The sequence below is a fragment of the Actinomadura sp. HBU206391 genome, from assembly GCF_014323665.1.
GTDB lineage: Bacteria > Actinomycetota > Actinomycetes > Streptosporangiales > Streptosporangiaceae > Actinomadura_C.
This window is the reverse complement of record NZ_JABVEB010000014.1, coordinates 24,504-40,000: the sequence shown is the minus strand read 5'-3', so window position 1 is coordinate 40,000 and position 15,497 is coordinate 24,504. Positions and strand designations below refer to the sequence as shown.

General features: G+C 71.1%; 14 protein-coding genes. 5 read left to right on the top strand and 9 right to left on the bottom strand.

The annotated features are described in order from the left end of the window. Positions 1-16 precede the first annotated feature (16 nt). Positions 17-634, bottom strand: coding sequence for a DUF47 domain-containing protein (locus tag HKK72_RS08595; RefSeq protein WP_187233732.1), 618 nt, complete (start codon positions 632-634; stop codon positions 17-19). A gap of 342 nt (positions 635-976) precedes the next feature. Between HKK72_RS08595 and HKK72_RS08590 the strand changes: the two genes are divergently transcribed. Then, entirely contained in the window at positions 977-1,183 is a 207-nt protein-coding gene (locus HKK72_RS08590; RefSeq protein WP_187233731.1) for a heavy-metal-associated domain-containing protein, read from the top strand. Between the two features lie 54 nt (positions 1,184-1,237). On the opposite strand, the gene HKK72_RS08585 is transcribed toward HKK72_RS08590, so the two are convergent. The 3 genes from HKK72_RS08585 to HKK72_RS08575 all read right to left on the bottom strand — a co-directional run bounded on the left by HKK72_RS08585 (position 1,238) and on the right by HKK72_RS08575 (position 6,512). After that, on the bottom strand, positions 1,238-1,423 hold the full coding sequence (locus HKK72_RS08585) for a hypothetical protein (RefSeq protein ID WP_187233771.1): 186 nt from the start codon (positions 1,421-1,423) through the stop codon (positions 1,238-1,240). 132 nt (positions 1,424-1,555) lie between these two features. Then, positions 1,556-5,908, bottom strand: a complete 4,353-nt coding sequence (locus HKK72_RS42050) for an AAA family ATPase (protein ID WP_187233730.1) — start codon at positions 5,906-5,908, stop codon at positions 1,556-1,558. A 70-nt stretch (positions 5,909-5,978) separates the two neighbouring features. Beyond that, positions 5,979-6,512 (bottom strand): gamma carbonic anhydrase family protein, encoded by a 534-nt coding sequence (locus HKK72_RS08575; RefSeq protein ID WP_187233729.1) that lies wholly within the window; start codon positions 6,510-6,512, stop codon positions 5,979-5,981. Positions 6,513-6,689: 177 nt separating this feature from the next. Between HKK72_RS08575 and HKK72_RS08570 the strand changes: the two genes are divergently transcribed. Together HKK72_RS08570 and def are read left to right on the top strand one after the other, a co-directional pair. Continuing rightward, positions 6,690-7,952, top strand: coding sequence for a DivIVA domain-containing protein (locus HKK72_RS08570; RefSeq protein WP_187233728.1), 1,263 nt, complete (start codon positions 6,690-6,692; stop codon positions 7,950-7,952). Between the two features lie 189 nt (positions 7,953-8,141). Continuing rightward, on the top strand, positions 8,142-8,684 hold the full coding sequence (def, locus tag HKK72_RS08565; RefSeq protein ID WP_187233727.1) for a peptide deformylase: 543 nt from the start codon (positions 8,142-8,144) through the stop codon (positions 8,682-8,684). Here def and arfB read toward each other — a convergent pair. Further along, complete coding sequence (arfB, locus tag HKK72_RS08560) at positions 8,678-9,106, bottom strand: alternative ribosome rescue aminoacyl-tRNA hydrolase ArfB (RefSeq protein ID WP_187233726.1); 429 nt, start codon at positions 9,104-9,106, stop codon at positions 8,678-8,680. The genes def and arfB overlap by 7 nt on opposite strands. 111 nt (positions 9,107-9,217) lie before the next feature. Then, the gene (locus tag HKK72_RS08555) at positions 9,218-10,132 is read right to left on the bottom strand and encodes a cation diffusion facilitator family transporter (RefSeq protein ID WP_315987149.1); all 915 of its coding nucleotides are present in this window, start codon (positions 10,130-10,132) and stop codon (positions 9,218-9,220) included. An 81-nt stretch (positions 10,133-10,213) separates the two neighbouring features. Here HKK72_RS08555 and HKK72_RS08550 point away from each other — a divergent pair, with 81 nt between their 5' ends. Both HKK72_RS08550 and HKK72_RS08545 read left to right on the top strand, forming a co-directional pair. Further along, positions 10,214-10,525 (top strand): hypothetical protein, encoded by a 312-nt coding sequence (locus tag HKK72_RS08550; RefSeq protein WP_187233770.1) that lies wholly within the window; start codon positions 10,214-10,216, stop codon positions 10,523-10,525. Then, positions 10,522-11,358 carry an oxygenase MpaB family protein gene (locus HKK72_RS08545; RefSeq protein WP_187233724.1) on the top strand — a complete coding sequence of 279 codons (837 nt, stop codon included), beginning with the start codon at positions 10,522-10,524 and terminating at the stop codon, positions 11,356-11,358. The genes HKK72_RS08550 and HKK72_RS08545 overlap by 4 nt, the downstream gene beginning before the upstream one ends. 35 nt (positions 11,359-11,393) lie before the next feature. Here HKK72_RS08545 and HKK72_RS39760 read toward each other — a convergent pair whose 3' ends face one another. From HKK72_RS39760 to HKK72_RS08530, 3 genes are all read right to left on the bottom strand, one after another. Next, positions 11,394-12,197: a S1C family serine protease gene (locus tag HKK72_RS39760; protein ID WP_315987148.1), complete on the bottom strand. Its 804-nt coding sequence runs from the start codon at positions 12,195-12,197 to the stop codon at positions 11,394-11,396. 593 nt (positions 12,198-12,790) lie between these two features. After that, positions 12,791-14,371 carry a sensor histidine kinase gene (locus HKK72_RS08535; RefSeq protein ID WP_261986657.1) on the bottom strand — a complete coding sequence of 527 codons (1,581 nt, stop codon included), beginning with the start codon at positions 14,369-14,371 and terminating at the stop codon, positions 12,791-12,793. Between the two features lie 11 nt (positions 14,372-14,382). Further along, a complete protein-coding gene (locus HKK72_RS08530) occupies positions 14,383-15,105 on the bottom strand; it encodes a response regulator transcription factor (RefSeq protein ID WP_187233722.1) in 723 nt (240 codons plus the stop codon). Positions 15,106-15,497 lie beyond the last annotated feature (392 nt).

Here is a 15,497-nt window from a genome sequence, read left to right as displayed (position 1 = left end):
CGCTCTTGTACCGTGCTCATGATTCCTTGACCGCGATGGTCTCAACGGTGTTGGCGACATGCTCGAAGGCGTCGGCGGCCTCTTCGAGGCGATCGATGACCTCCTTGAGCTTCATCACGGTCAGCGCGTCGTACTCGCCGCTGAACAGGTGGGCCAGCAGCTTCCGGTAGATCTGGTCGCCCTGGTTCTCGAGCCGGTTGATCTCGATCCAGTACTCGTTGAGTTCCTTCATCGAGCGCAGCCGGGGCATCGCCTCGGCGGTCAGCTCCGCGGCCCGCTCGAGCACCTCCACCATCTTGACGATGTCCTTCGGAAACGTCTCTATCTTGTAGAGGACGACCAGATCGGCCGCCTCCTCCATCTCGTCCATCACGTCGTCGAGCAGCGAGGCGAGGTTGTATATGTCCTCCCGGTCGAACGGCGTGATGAAGGATTCGTTCAGCCGGCGCATGATGGCATGAGTGCACTCGTCACCCGCATGCTCGCAGGCGCGCATCTTCTCCGCGACGGCCTCGCGGTCAGCGCCATCGCTGATGAGTTCCACGAGCAGGCTGGCTGCGGTGACCAGATTGTTCGCCGAGTCGGCGAACATGCCGTAGAAGCTGTCCTCACGTGGTGTGAGACGCAAGCGCACGTCGTACTCCTGATGTGCGGGAATGGTCCGGTGAGGATCGTAGGCGCTATCGGACGTAAAGAACACCTTCACGTCGGCTTCGCCGAGCCGTCGGTCCCCTCTCACCCCCATGGTCGCCCAAGATCATGAAGCTCGCGCTCCCGGGGGGTCGTCCCGTTGCGCACCGGCCGGCGACGGCACCGTGACGCGGCCGGACGCTCAGAGCCACCACAGGAGCGGGGCGATCAGGCGGCTGCGCCCCCGACGGGGCCCGGCGACGCCGCCCGGGCACCGGCGACTCCCGCGTGCCCGGGTATAGGCTCGGCGCGCATCCGAGTTCGCACAGGAGTAAAGGCTCCCGCGTTGAGTGAGATTACTTTCACAGTCCCGGCGATCAGCTGTGGCCACTGCGTCAGCGCCATCAGCGGCGAGGTCGGCCGGGTGGCCGGCGTGCGCGAGGTGGTCGTCGACGTCGACGCCAAACGGGTGACGGTGCGTGGCGAGGAGCTGGATGACGCCGTGCTGCGGGCCGCGATCGACGAGGCCGGCTACGACACCGAACCCGCGTGAGGCGGAGGGACGGGGAGCGACTCTGACGGTCGCCCCCCGGCGGACACCATCCTGCTAGGGCGTCAACTCGCGACGACTGGCTGCGGGACGCACCCCGAGGACCAGGTCGATCTCCGCCGTGGTCAGCGGCCGCTCGGCCTTTGCCACGGCGCTCAGGATCTCGGAGTAGAGCTCGATTTCGTCCAGCGCAACACGGTCGTGGACGCGCAGATCAAGATACTGCTGGCGCACCGCGTCCACCTCCGTTCATTCCCCACACCACTGATGAGATTACGCTTCACCCATCTCGCGGCGCATGGCCCAAGAGAACCATTCGGTGGCCACTCTCCGAGGTGGTCTTCCCCGTGAGGCGAACCATATGCCTACGCAGAGTCACAGATGAGGATCTTGATGCAGGTTGCCGAGCATCTGCTCCAGCGTCGAGTCGGGGAGATCGTGGGTGGTGAGTCGGGCGACGGTCGCGGCGTCGACGTTGACGCCGGCCAGCCGGGTGCCCTGCCGCGCGACGGTCTGTTCGAACACCGCGCGGACCGTCCGCGCATTCTCGAAGTCGTCCCGCTCCCGCATCCGCTCGAATCGGGCGAGCAGTTCTACCCGCAGTTCCTCATCGAGCATGTAGAGGTCCCGCTCGGCCTGCCGCTGGAAGAGCTGGACGAGCTCGCGGTCCGACAGCGGCTCGAACTCCACGATCGTGCCGAACTCGACCCGGAAGCCGGGGTTGGCGTCGAGGAAGGAGGCCATCTCCTCGGACCGGCTGGTGCAGACCACCATGAACTTGTCGCGCCGTTCCTCCATGTACCGCAGGAGCTCGGCCACCACCGCGGGCGAGCGCTCCAGCCGATGTGCCTGCTGGATGAGCAGCACGCCGCCCATCGCCTGCTCGATCATGGCGCCCACCCGGTTCTCGGTGTCGACCGCGTCACGGCCGGCCAGGTGCACCGGCCGGCAGGCGACGATGTGCCCGGAGTCGAGCAGGCCGAGCGCCGCGTAGACCCCGCCGAGCAGCCCGGCCACCGTGGTCTTCCCGGTGCCCGGCGGACCCTGGAAGATCAGATGCCTGCTGGCGTTTCCGGACGGCAGGCCGTGATGTGCCCGGTCAGCGGCCAGCCGCGCCTCGGCGACCAGACCCTCGACGGTCTGCTTGACCTCGTCGAGGCCGAGCATCTGATCGAGCCTGTTCAGGAAGGTGTCGATGTCCCCCGGCGGCCGCAGCGCCGGCTCGATGGCCTCGGCCACCCCGGCGAAGTCCTCGGGGACCAGCACCAGCCGGTCGCGGGTCGCCCCAGCCCGGGTGACGTGCCGCTGGCACGCCTGATCGAGGTAGGTCTCCACCAAACGCGCGTTCACGAGCTCACCGGGCCCGCGCAGCCGGGCCAGGTCCTCGCCGGCGACCTCCATGGCCTCGCCGCCGACCGTGACCCGGCGCTCGTCGGCCAGCACGTGCAGCAGCGTCAGCCTGCCGTCCAGCCGGGTGAGGTCGGGCATCCGGAAGACCCGGAACACCTCGATGAGCTCGGGGTGGTCCTGAGCCAGCCGCTTGTAGGCCCGCGGCTCGCAGGTGGCGATCAGGGTGGTGCCGCTGAGCCGGTCAACCCGCATGCGGCGTACGGCCCCGATCGCGGCGGCCGGGTCCGCGGACTCGAGGATCGCCGTGTCGAACCGCTCGAACAACAGCGCCGGGCCGCCCGGCTCCAGCACCGTCTCCATCCGCTCGGCCGTGGCGCCGCGGACATCGTCGGCGTTGGCGGTGCGGATGGCGCCGTCGCCCACCCCCGCGTCCGCCAGTGTGAGAGCGATCAGCCGCGCCAACCGGCGCTGCCCGGTGTGCGGCGAGCCCACGAGCAGCACACTCGGCGCGGACGCGGCGGTCGACTCGGGGTCGGTGAGCGCCCGGGCGGTGAGCTGCAGTTCGTCGAGCAGCCCGGCCGCGTTCTCGTCGCCGGACATGAACGACACGCCGAACCGCTCGGTGACCGGTCGCGCCGTGGCCCCCGGGGGCGGCTCGATCTCGTGCACCGGCTGCGCGGGCGCGGGCGTGTCCTCCAGGAAGTCGAAACTGCCGATCATGGTCTCGGACATGATCCGGGTGCCGGGAGGCGGCGGCTTGACCGCCGGGGGCTTGTTCGGCGCCGCCCGCTCCGGCTCGCCCCGGTCGGGTGACGTCTCCTCCGGCCCGCCGTACACGCGCGTGCGAGGCGGCGCCGCGCCGCCCGGCCGGGCCGTGCCCTCCGCGGGAAGCCGGGCGACCGGGTGGTCGATCCGGGTCTCGGACGGATCGGATCCCTCCGCCTGCCGACCGTACGGAGATCCGCCGTCGGCGCCCGGGCCGGCGTACGGGGGCACTGGTGCGCGGCCGACCGGACCCGGGCCGTAGGGGGCGCCTCCCGGGCCGGAGTCATGCGGCGGGCCGCCCGGACCGGACTCATGCGGCGGAGCGCCCGGGCCGGGTTCATACTGCGCACCGCCAGGACCGGGCCCGTACGGCGTATTGCCGGGGCCGGGTCCGTACGGAGCGGCACCGGGGTCGGGTTCGTACTCGGCGTTGCCGGGGGCGGGATCGTACGGGGCACCGCCCGGACCCGCGTCGAACCGTGCACCGGCCGGACCGGGTCCGTACGGGGCGCCGCCCATGCCGGGTGGTTCGTACTGTGCACCGCCCGGACCGGCTCCGAATGCGGCTCCGCCGGGCCGATCATGTCGTCCGCCGGCCGGGCCGGGGTCGTAGGGCGGCGACCATGCCTCGTCCTGCTGCGGGCCGGGGTGTGGGCCCGGCTGCTGCTCGTGGCGGGCGGCACCCGGCATGCCGAAGGCCGCGGGTACCTGCGGCTCCTCGGCCGGCCACTGCGGGCCCGCACTCCCACCGGGCTCCCGCCGGTCCGATCCCGGCCAACCGGGCGATGGCCCTCCACCGGGTGCGCCGCCGGCACCGGGTGGCACGGGCGGCCTCTCCTGCCCTGGCCACGGTGACTGCTCGGCCTGGTACGGGGAGTCGCGCGGGGAGGCGTTCCCCGGATCGTGGGCGGGTCCCTGCGCGGGCGGCTGAACGTACGGCAGGCCCGGCGCACCGGGCAGATCCGGTGCGCCGAAGAGACCGCCGGCCTGCGGAGCGCCGGACGGGCTCTGCCAGCCCGGGTTCGGGTCGGGGGGCGAGGGCGTCCACGGCTGACCCCAGGGCGCGCCGCCCGGTGGTTGCCCGCCCGGCGGCTGTCCCGGGGATCCGCCCAGGTCGCCGCCAGGCCACCCCGGCTGAGCCGCGCCCTGTTGAGCCGCGCCCTGTTGAGCCGGGCCGCCCGGGTGTTGCGACGCGGCGGGTGCGATGCCGGGCGCGGGCGTGACCGGCTCCTTGGCGACGGACGTGGCGCGTTGGACCCCGATGATCTGGGCGATGATCGCGGTGGGCACCGGGAAGCCGCGCGGTCTCGCCGGGATGCCGTCGGCGAGCCGGCACCATGCCAGATCGACGCCGTACATCGCGGCCAGGAGGGTCTCGTTGCCGTCGCCGCCACCGCCGCGCAGCAGGTCGGGAAGCACGGCGTCGACCGGCCACAGCCTGCGCAGCGGGTGCCCGTTCTGGCTGAGCACGGCCTGCACGGTGTAGCGGATCTCAGGGTCCAGCCACGGTACGACCTTGTCGACCACGTCCTGCCGCACCACCGCGAGGTCGGCGGCGATGAGCGCGGCGGCCACCAGACGCGGCTCCATGTAGGCCGGTTCGGCGGAGTCACCGGAGACCTGGGCGATGGCGTGCGCGAGCGCGTAGTAGGAGTGCCGGAAATGATCGCCCGGCGAGCTCTCCATCCGCAGCGCCGGCGCGAGATGGGGCGGGCAGCGGGTCAGCCACTGCTGGACGAGGGCCTGGTCTCCGTACGGCAGCGCGCCGTAGTCGACGGTCGGGTTGTTGAGGGTCGAGCCGAGGATGGCGAGGAGTGCGTCCGCGCGGGCGCGGAAGCGTACGTCTTCGCGGAGCGCGCTGGCTATCGCCCACATGGTGCGGAGCACCACGACCGCCGCGTCGACCCGATCGGCGCGCAGTCGCTCGGAGTAGAGCCCGACCAGTGCCTCGAGCGGCGGCGGGGTCAGCCAGCGCGGGCCGTCGACCGTGGGCAGCGGCTTGGCGCGGTAAGGGGACCAGAGGCCGAGCATCTGCTCGTCGAGGCGGGAGTCGAACGCCGGCGCGGCCGCGCACCACAGCATGACGCCCCAGGCCAGCGCGACGGTGCTGGGCGCCGACGAGGAGAACAGCTTCCACCAGTGCGGGTACTCCGCCGCCGGCAGCTGCGCGGCGGACTCCACGGTCGCCCGGATGCGGGCGGTGAGCTCGGCCGAGAGGTCGTGACCGACGAAGGGGAGCGGTGTTGGCGCGTCGAAGCTGAAGTCGGGCCCGGCCGGCACCACGTGCGCCGGCAGGCCAGGGACCTGGCCGGCCTGCGCGGGGCGCGCCGACATGCGCGTGGCGGTCGCCTGCGGCGGCGGGCAGAGGTACCACTGGCCGTCCGACGGGTGCCAGCGGTACCAGCGGGCCCACGCGCCGAACAGCCATGACGTGCCGTCGGGCAGCACGAGAACGCGCCCCGCGATCGAGTGCTGGCGCTGTTGCGGAGGCGCCGACGACCACCAGCCGGCGGTCACCATCGCATGCGTGTCGCGCTCCGCCGCCGTGAATGGATCCTGAGCCATCGGGGGGCTCTGCGGCGGCGCGCCGACGTAGCCCGGTCCCCACACCACGCCGTCATCGTAGTTGTCGGACGGACGGATCTCACTCCGATCACATGGCCGGTGGCCACGTAAATCGGTATCAGTCCTGGTGAGACCGCCATTGTGCGGATTGGTGCCGCCGTGCTTTCGCCACATAACTGTCCGGCGTGTGCTCCATGACGGCACGGTCGCCCTGCGTCAGCTCGCGGACGATCCGGCCGGGGACGCCGGCCACGAGAACACCGGACGGGATCTGCTTACCCGGCCCGACCACCGCGCCCGCGGCGATCAGCGAGCCCGCGCCGATGCGCGCGCCGCCCAGCACGATGGCCCCGATGCCGATGAGCGAGCCCCTCTCGACGTACGCTCCGTGCACCATCGCCTTGTGCCCGAGGCTCACGCGGTCCTCGAGGATCGCCGGCTGGCCGGGGTCGGAGTGCAGACAGCAGAGATCCTGGATGTTGCACTCCTCGCCGACCACGATCTCCTCGTCGTCGCCGCGCAGCACCGATCCGTACCAGACGTTCGCCGCTCGGCCGAGCGTCACCTTGCCGACGACCACGGCGCCCGGCGCGATCCACGCGTCGGGGTGCACCACCGGCTCGTCGGGCCCGAGAGACCCCAAGTAAGTCATGGCCTTGATCGTACGGACCTGATCGAGGGCGGCGGCTGGGCGGCATTTCATTTCATTACGTGACTTGTTGCCTCACCGGAGTAACGAAATCTGTGCCGGACCAGGCGTTCCGGTTGCGCGAATGGGGTGGATCGGACGAGAGTCGACTCCGACGTCCCTCCCAACCCCCTTAGGCTCATGAGCAACGAAACAGAGATCCTTCCGAACCTGCTCCGTGACGAGTCGTTCGAGATCGTGATGCGCGGCTACAACCGCCGTCAGGTCGAAGAGTTCATCGCCCGCAGCCAGAACCAGATCCGCGACCTCGAGACCCGGCTCGCCCGGGCGCTGGACGACGTCGAACGGACCCGCCGCGAGATGGCCGAGGTCCGCGAGGCGCGCAAGCCGACCGGTGACGACCTGAGCGATCGCCTCCGGCAGATCATCAACCTCGCCGAAGACGAGGCCAGGGACAAACTGGCCGAGGCCGAGGACAAGGGCACTCAGATCCGCAAGGAGGCGGAGGCCGCGTCCAAGCGGATCATCGACGATGCCCGCGGGCACGCCGAGAAGGACATGTCCGCCGCCCAGGACAAGGCCAACCAGATCCTGAGCGCCGCCAAGAAGGAGTCCGACAACGTTCTCTCCCAGGCCAAGCAGGAGGCCGACCACACCGTGACGAGCGCCCGGCTCGAGGCCGAGCGCACGCTCACGGCGGCGGAGCGCCGTTCCAGTGTGATCAACGAGGGCGCCACCCAGCGGCTCACCCAGCTGACCAGGAACCACTCGCAGGCGCTGCAGCGGCTCACCGAGATCAGCACGACGCTCAACACCCTGCTGAAGGCCGAGGACGCGGCCGGGCCGCTCGAGAAGATGGTCGACGACGCGGTCCGTCAGGCCCCGCGCAAGCAGGGGGGCGCTCCGGCCGGCAAGCACGGCGCCGCTCCGGCGCCCAAGCACACCGCTCCGCCGGCGCCCGTGCACAAGGCTCCCGGGTCGTCATCGGCGTCCGGCGCCGAGCCCGCGCAGCCCGCCGGGCCACGGCACAGCGCACCGCCGGTACCGCCCCAGGCCAAGCCGCCGGCGCCGCCCGCGCCTCCGGCACCGGCCAAGCCCCCGGCGCCGCCCGCGCCGGCCACCTCACCGGCGTCGGCCGGCTCACCGGCATCGCCTGGCGGATCGGCATCGCCCGGTGCACCGGCGTCGCCTGGCGGATCGTCGCCGTCGGGTGCGCCCGGCGCTCCGGTGCCGTCCGGCCTGCCCGGCTCGTCCGGCGGGCCCCGGCACTCCGCCTCGCCGCCGTCCGGCCCGTCGGGTGGCTCGGTGCCTCCTGGGTCGTCGGACTCCATCGGCCAGCACTCACCGTCCACGCCGTCCGCGGAGCCGAAGACGCCCCAGGCCGGACAGGTGCCGCCACAGGCACCGCCCGCGCCCAAGCCGTCCGACGACGACGCCGGCTGATCAGCCCTTGCCGCACGCATGTCCACGGCGCCCCTTGCCGAGTCCGCTCGGCAAGGGGCGCCGTGCCGTTCCCGGCGCCCTGACTCCGCACGGGCCAGGCCCTTCGCGGCGGCCCGATTCCGTACGCGCCGTACCGTTCGCGACCGCCTGATTCCGCATTGGGCATGCCCAGCCTTTAGTGTTCGGCGCATGAGGACGCCAGGGAAGGGACGCGGGACCGTACGGCCGATCCGGCTGCTGGGCGACCCGGTGCTGCGAACCGAATGCGACACCGTACGGTCGTTCGACGCCGACCTGGGACGTCTGATCGACGACATGTTCGTCTCGATGCACGCCGCTGAGGGCGTGGGGCTGGCGGCGAACCAGATCGGTGTCTCTCTGCGGGTCTTCGTGTACGACTGCGAGGACGACAAGGGACGCCGCCATGTCGGGCACGTGGTCAACCCGGTGCTGGTGGCCGAGGGCGGCGAGACGCTCCTCGCCGATGAGGGCTGCCTGTCCGTCCCGGGGCTGCACTTTCCGACGCCGCGCGCCGACCACGCGGTCGTCGAGGGCGTCGACGCCAACGGCGAGCCGATCCGCGTCGAGGGCACCGGCTACTTCGCCCGGTGCCTGTTGCACGAGACCTACCACCTGGGCGGCAAGGTCTACATCGATTTCCTGACCGGCGACACCCGGCGCGAGGCTCTGCGCACCATTCGTTCGGCGGACTGGAGTCAGGTCGGTCAGTAGTCGTGCCGGCGGGACCGCGAGCGCTTGATCTCGGAGCGATGCCGCTTGTTCTCCAGCCGTCGCTCGCGCATCCCACGGCTCGGCTTGGTGGGACGGCGCTGCTTCGGCGGTGGCGCCGTCGCCTCGGTGAGCAGCGCGGCGAGGCGCATTCGCGCCGCCTCACGATTGCGCAACTGTGACCGGTGTTCCTCGGCTCGAATGGTGATGACACCGTCGACGAGCCGGCCGGCCAACCGGTCCAGGGCGCGCTGCTTGAGCGGTTCCGGTATCGACGGTGACCCGGCGAGGTCGAAGGAGAGCTCCGCGGCCGTGGAGCTCGTGTTGACGTGCTGGCCGCCGGGCCCGGACGACCTGGAGAAACGCCAGTTGAACTCGGTCGCCGGGATGACGGCCGAGCCGCGCAGATGAATCGGGCCGGGCATTCCTCCATTATCGCCGCAGTTATCGATCATGTCTCCCGGATTTCCGCCCGGCGCCTGCCCGTGTGGCCGGTCCGTGCGGGCGGTCCGTGCGGGCGGTCCGGCGCGCGGGCGCTACCGATGGTGGGCCAGCTCGGCGTGGTGGTCGACACCGTGGTGGGTCTGGGGGTCGGCGTGCACGAGGGCCGCCGACAGGCGAGGGACGGCATGGATGAGCGCGTGCTCGGCCTCGACCGCGACGCGGTGCGCCGCCACGACGGTCGAGTCGGGCCGGACGACGATCTCGCACTCCATGCGGAGCCGGTGGCCGATCCACCGGATGCGCACCTCCCCCACCCCCAGCACACCTTCGATGCCGCGCAGCACCTGCTCGGCCCGATCGACCAGGGCCGGATCGACCGCGTCCATCAGCCGGCGGTAGACCTCGCGGGCCGCCTGGCGCAGCACCATGACGATGACGACGGTGATGAGCAGGCCCACGACCGGGTCGGCCCAGGGCAGACCGAGCGCCACCCCGCCCGCACCGGCCAGCACGGCCAGCGACGTGAAGCCGTCGGCGCGGGCGTGCAGGCCGTCCGCCACGAGCGCGGCGGAGCCGATCCTGCGCCCCACCCGGATGCGGTAGGCGGCGACCAGTTCGTTGCCGACGAAACCGATCAGTGCCGCCGCCGCGACCGCGGCCAGGTGGGACACCTCCTGCGGGTGCAGCAACCGGTGGATCGCCGAGTAGGCGGCCGCGACGCAGGACAGCGCGATCGCCAGCACGATGGCCACGCCGGCCAGATCCTCCGCCCGTCCGTACCCGTAGGTGTAGCGGCGGTTCGGTGGGCGGCGGCCCAGCACGAACGCGATGGCCAGCGGTACGGAGGTGAGAGCGTCCGCGGCGTTGTGCAGGGTGTCGCCCAGCAGCGCCACCGATCCGGAGAGCACCACCACGGCGGCCTGGACGACCGTGGTGGCCCCGAGCCCGGCCAGCGAGATCCACAGCGCACGCATCCCGTCCGCGTCGGCGGCCAACGCCGCGTCCACTTTGTCCGCCGGGTCGTGCGAGTGCGGCCGCAGGCCGTGGCGTACCCGCTGCCATGCCGTCCCCGCGTCGCGGGCGTGCCGATGAGCGTGTTCGTGGCTATGCCCGTGACCGTCGCCATGACCGTGATCATCGTGATGATCGCGATCGGGCCGATGGCCGTGATCGTGGCTGTCCGGATGCAGGTGCTCACCGTCCATACAGCCCAGAATGGAACAGAATCCGCGCTGCAGCACCTCGACAACAGCATGCTCCAGGCAGCTGCGAGGCCGTCGCATCGGCAATGCGCAGTGGGCTGCGAGGCGGGCTGGAAGTATCACCAGAAATCGCCACAAAGCTGGCGCGGTTCTTATACTGGTAAACAAGCAAGTGCTTACTTACAATACCTCGCATGAGCAACGGGATCTTTCATGAGAACGACCCGGTCCATGTGATCGCCCGCGAGGGCATCCTCATCGCCACCGGCGGCGCCGCCTCGCTGCTGCAGACCGCGCATCCCGGAGTCGCTCAGGGCGTGTACGACCACAGCTACACGGCACAGGATCCGTTGCGCCGGCTCCAGCACACGATGGGCTGGGTCTACACGGTGGCGTGCGGCACCCGCGACGAGGCCGAACAGGTCAGCGCCATCGTCCGCCGGCTCCACGACAAGGTGACCGGCCCGGATTACCGAGCCAGTGATCCCGAGTTGCAGGTCTGGGTCGCCGCGACGCTCTTCGCGGTGAGCGCGCAGGCCTACGAGCTCATCTTCCGGCACCGTTTCACCGCCGCCGAACTCGAGGTCCACTACCAGCAAAGCAAGATCTTCGCGACCATCCTCGGCTGTCCGGAGGAGGCGCTGCCGGCGGATTACCCCGACTTTCGCGAGTACTACGCCGACATGCTCAACACACTGCGGATCAGCGACGCCTCCAGGGCGATCGCCGACCAGGTCCTCCACCCCGATCTGCCCAAGGTGTTCGAGCCGGGCCTCATGGCGATCCGGCTCATCACCGCCGGGCTGATGCCCGAGCCGATCCGCGAGCAGTACGGCTGGACGTGGAACGCCTCCCGGCAGGCGCGGTTCCGGTTGCTCATGGGCATCCTGTCATTCGTCTACCCGCGCCTGCCGCTCTCGGTACGCACGCTGCCGCGCTCGCTCTACCTCCGCAAGACGCGCCGCATGCTGGCGAAGGCCCATCCGCCCCGCCGCATGAAGCTCGCTACGCCGATATCCCCGCCCGACTGAGCTCAGGAATAGCCCCAGGACGGACGGTGGGTGGATCAGGCGGAGCCGACGGAGCCCGAGTCGGCGATGATGGCGTCGGCGGCCTTCTTGGCCGAGTTGATCGGGATGGCGAAGCCCACGCCGATGTTGCCCGATCCACTGCCGGTGGTCGCGATCGCGGTGTTGATCCCGATCACCTGACCGGAGCCGTTCACCAGGGCACCCCCGGAGTTGCCGGGGTTGATGGCGGCGTCCGTCTGGATGGCGTTCGTGATCGTGGCGCCCTGCTGCTGCCCCCGGCCGCCGCCGGGACCGAACGGCAGCCCCGGCTGCTGTTGCCCCTCGTCACTGCCCTCGTTGATCGTACGATTCAGCGCGCTCACGATGCCGGCCGTCACCGAACCGTCCAGGCCGAGTGGGCTGCCCATCGCCAGCACCGAGTCGCCGACCACCAGGGCGCCGCTGTCGCCGAGGGTGGCGGGCTTGAGCCCCGACACTCCGCCGGCTTTGATCACCGCGATGTCGGTGGAGGGATCTTGACCCAGAATCGTCGCGGGGGCCGACTTCCCTGCGCTGAACTTCACCACCACCTGGCTCGCGCCATCGACCACATGGGCATTCGTGAGGATCACACCATCGGATCGCAGGATGACCCCTGATCCGCTGGCCTCGCCCTCTGCCGACCGCGCTGCGATGGAGACGACGCTCGGCTGCACCGCGGCAGCGATCTTGGACACGGACCCGCCGGACGCGCTGGACGCACCGTTCACCACGGTGGGGCTGGCGAGCACCGACTCCGGCCCGGTCAGCACGACCGCGCCCGCCGCTCCCGCGGCACCCGCGCCGAGCGCGAGGGCCACGACCGCGCTAACCGCGAGCGTTCTGCTGCGCCGCGTCCATTGACTCCACGGGCGGACGGATTCTGATGACGCCGGTGCGGCGCCGGGTTCGGCTGCGAAGGCCGGTCCGAACGGGTGCGCAGCGGCCGGTGCCGGCCCGTGGCCGGGCGGCGGCCGGTATCCGGGTGGAGGCCCGTATCCGGGTGGAGGCCCGTAGGCGGGCGGAGGCCCATAGACGGGCGGAGTTCCGTAGGTGGGCGGGGGGCCGTAGGCGGGGGTCGATCCGGCCGCGGGCGCCGCTCCAGATGCGACCGGTGCTTCCGATGCCGCCGGCTCTTGCGATGCCGCCAGTGCTTCCGATGCCGCCGGCTCTTCGGCCGCGGCGGGTGATTCCGGTACTGCGGGTGATTCCGCCGCCGGCCGTGGTTCCGGTACGGTTCCGGGCTCGTCCTTCGCGTTCATTTTCGGTCCCTTTCGTCGTCGCTTGAGACCAGCGTCGATCACGGACCTGCAGCGCCTCTGGAGCCTTGCTGAGAGTTTCCTGAACGTCGTCCCCGTCGCATCGCCTCGCCTGGCTCGGCGGCGAAAGGGCGTCGTTGCGGCCCCTCGCGAGGTCAGTCCAGGGCGAGCGGAAGAAGAACGCGGAAGGTCGCTCCCTGACCGGGTTCGGTGTCGAGCTCGATGAGGCCGCTGTGCGCCGCCACCAGCGCGGCCACGATGGCCAGACCGAGCCCGGTGCCGCCATCTCCGCCGCGCGCCTGGTCGGCCCGGTAGAACCGTTCGAAGACCCGCTCTGCCTGTTCACGGGTCAGTCCCGGCCCCTTGTCGGCGACCTCGCAGACGACCGCCCGAGCCCGGCCGTCCGTGGGGGTGAACGGCGGCGCGCCGCCGGGGCCGGCCGCTCCCCAGGCACCGGGGTACCGGGCCCACAGGCGGCGCTCCTCCCCCGGATCTGCGGTCCTGAGCCGTACCTCGACGGGCGTGCCGGCCGGTGTGTGGGTGAGCGCGTTGGCCAGCAGGTTCCCGAGCACCTGACGCAGCCGTGGCTCGTCACCAAGGACCTGGTAGGCCGCTCCCCCTCGTACGGCCAGCTCGACGGCGCGGTCCGCATCGAGTACCCGGGCCTCGCCGACGGCGTCGGCGGCGACGGCCAGCAGATCCACGGGCCGCCGCTCCAGCGGACGCTGTTGATCGAGCCGGGCGAGCAGCAGCAGATCCGAGACGAGCAGGCCCATGCGGGCCGCGGTGTCCTCGATGCGGCCGATCAGCCGGTCCAGCTCCTCCGGTGAGCGCGCGCCCCCCTGGCGGTAGAGCTCGGCGAATCCGCGGATCGCCGTGAGCGGCGTGCGCAGCTCGTGGCCGGCGTCGGCGACGAAACGGCGCATCCGCTCCTCCGACTGCCGTGCGGTCGCCTCCGACTCGGCACGGGACCGGAACGCCATCTCGATCTGGGCGAGCATGCTGTTCAGCGCCCGGCCGAGCCGGCCCACCTCGGTGCCCGGCGGATGCTCGGGCACGCGCCGGGCCAGGTGCCCCGAGGCGATGGCCTCGGCGGTCTGCTCGATCTCGACGAGCGGGCGCATGCTCGTCCGTACGACCCAGATGCCGACGCCCGCCAGCACGATCACGACGACCGCGCTGACGATGAGATCGAGGCTGATGAGCCGGCCGATCGTACGGTCGATCTCGTCCATGCTGAGCGCGAGGGTCAGCGAGCCGCCGTCGGGCAACTGCGTCACGAGCGCCCGCCAGCCGTGCACGGTGAACGGACCGCCCGCACGCGAGCCGGCGTCGGCGTCGATCCGAGGCCCGCTCCGGCCGTCCTGTGTCTCGGTGCCCGAGGTGATGTCGCCCTGGGCGTTCCTGATCTGGGCGACGAACCCGCTCGGGACGCGCAGGAAGAGGGTGCCGTCCGCAGTGTGCGGTCCATCGCCGTTCACGATCTGCCCGACGACCTGGCGCTGGGCCGCCTGCAACTGCCCGTCCGCCCGGTCCACCAGATAGCCGCGCATGACCGACACCCCGGCCACGCCCATGGCGGTGAGCGCGAGCAGGAGCAGGAGCAGCAGCGCGGCGATGAGCTTCACCCGCAGCGGCATGCGGGCCCACGGGCCATGCCGGACTGCGGCACTCATGCCGGTGGGGTTCATGCCGGTGGGGTTCATGGCGGCGGGGTTCACGACGTTGGGCTTCATGACGGCCGGCTTCATGACGGCGGGAGACGCAGCACGTATCCCACGCCGCGCAGCGTATGAATGAGCCTGGGCTCGGCGTTGTCCACCTTGCGGCGCAGGGCGGACACATAGGACTCCACGATGCCGGCGTCGCCCCGGAAGTCGTAGTTCCACACGTGGTCGAGGATCTGGGCCTTGGAGACCACGCGACCGGAGTTCGCCATGAAGTAGCGAAGCAGCTTGAACTCGGTCGGCGACAGCTGCACCGGTCGGCCGGCTCGCCAGACCTCGTGGCTGTCCTCGTCGAGTTCGATGTCGGCGAAGGCCATCCGCGCCGAGGGCTCGGCCGCGGTGTCGTGCACGCGGCGCAGCACGGCGCGGATCCGGGCGATGACCTCCTCGAGACTGAACGGCTTGGTGACGTAGTCGTCCCCGCCGATGGTGAGGCCGCGGATGCGGTCCTCGACCGAGTCGCGCGCGGTGAGGAAGAGCACCGGGGTGCGGGCGCCGCCGGACCGCAGACGCCGCACGACGTCGAAGCCGTCCATGTCGGGCAGCATGACGTCGAGGACGATCAGGTCCGGCCGGTGCCGCTGCGCCGCCTGTACCGCCTCACCGCCGTCGTCGGCGGTCACGACCTCGAAGCCGGCGAAACGCAGGCTCGCCGCGAGGAGCTCACGGATGTTCGGCTCGTCCTCGACGACCAGGAGCCGCGCCTCCGGACCCCGGACGTCCGGCGCTCGACCGTCGAGCATGGTGCCCTCCGCCAACGAACTCTCCCGTCTTTCCCGAGGTCGCCCCGACCCGATCCCGTGGCGCCCGGCGGTACGCCGCTTTCCAGGATGCGGCATGAACCTGAGTGCAACCTGAACGCCCACTGAACCCCGGCCCAGAGGCCGCCACCACACGGGCGTGATCATGCAGTTGTTCGCCGGCTGCGGACGGGCCCGCGCTCGTGACGCGCGAACAACTGCATGATCACGGCAGAAGACTCCCTGTGATGATCACGCATTTGTTCATGCAGATTCGGAACCTGACCCGCGCTCCACGACCGGTGCACCGGGCTCCGTGCCTATAACTGCATGATCACGGCCAAGAACTCTCTGCCGTGATCATGCAGTTGTGCGTGGGCGGGTGGTCCGGAGCA

Coding starts and splice junctions, on each gene's coding strand:
- HKK72_RS08570 (WP_187233728.1), top strand. CDS start 6,690: ATGAGCAACGAAACAGAGATCCTTCCGAACCTGCTCCGTGACGAGTCG.
- HKK72_RS08535 (WP_261986657.1), bottom strand. CDS start 14,371: ATGAAGCCCAACGTCGTGAACCCCGCCGCCATGAACCCCACCGGCATG.
- HKK72_RS08545 (WP_187233724.1), top strand. CDS start 10,522: ATGAGCAACGGGATCTTTCATGAGAACGACCCGGTCCATGTGATCGCC.
- arfB (WP_187233726.1), bottom strand. CDS start 9,106: ATGCCCGGCCCGATTCATCTGCGCGGCTCGGCCGTCATCCCGGCGACC.
- HKK72_RS08550 (WP_187233770.1), top strand. CDS start 10,214: ATGAGCGTGTTCGTGGCTATGCCCGTGACCGTCGCCATGACCGTGATC.
- HKK72_RS08575 (WP_187233729.1), bottom strand. CDS start 6,512: ATGACTTACTTGGGGTCTCTCGGGCCCGACGAGCCGGTGGTGCACCCC.
- def (WP_187233727.1), top strand. CDS start 8,142: ATGAGGACGCCAGGGAAGGGACGCGGGACCGTACGGCCGATCCGGCTG.
- HKK72_RS08530 (WP_187233722.1), bottom strand. CDS start 15,105: ATGCTCGACGGTCGAGCGCCGGACGTCCGGGGTCCGGAGGCGCGGCTC.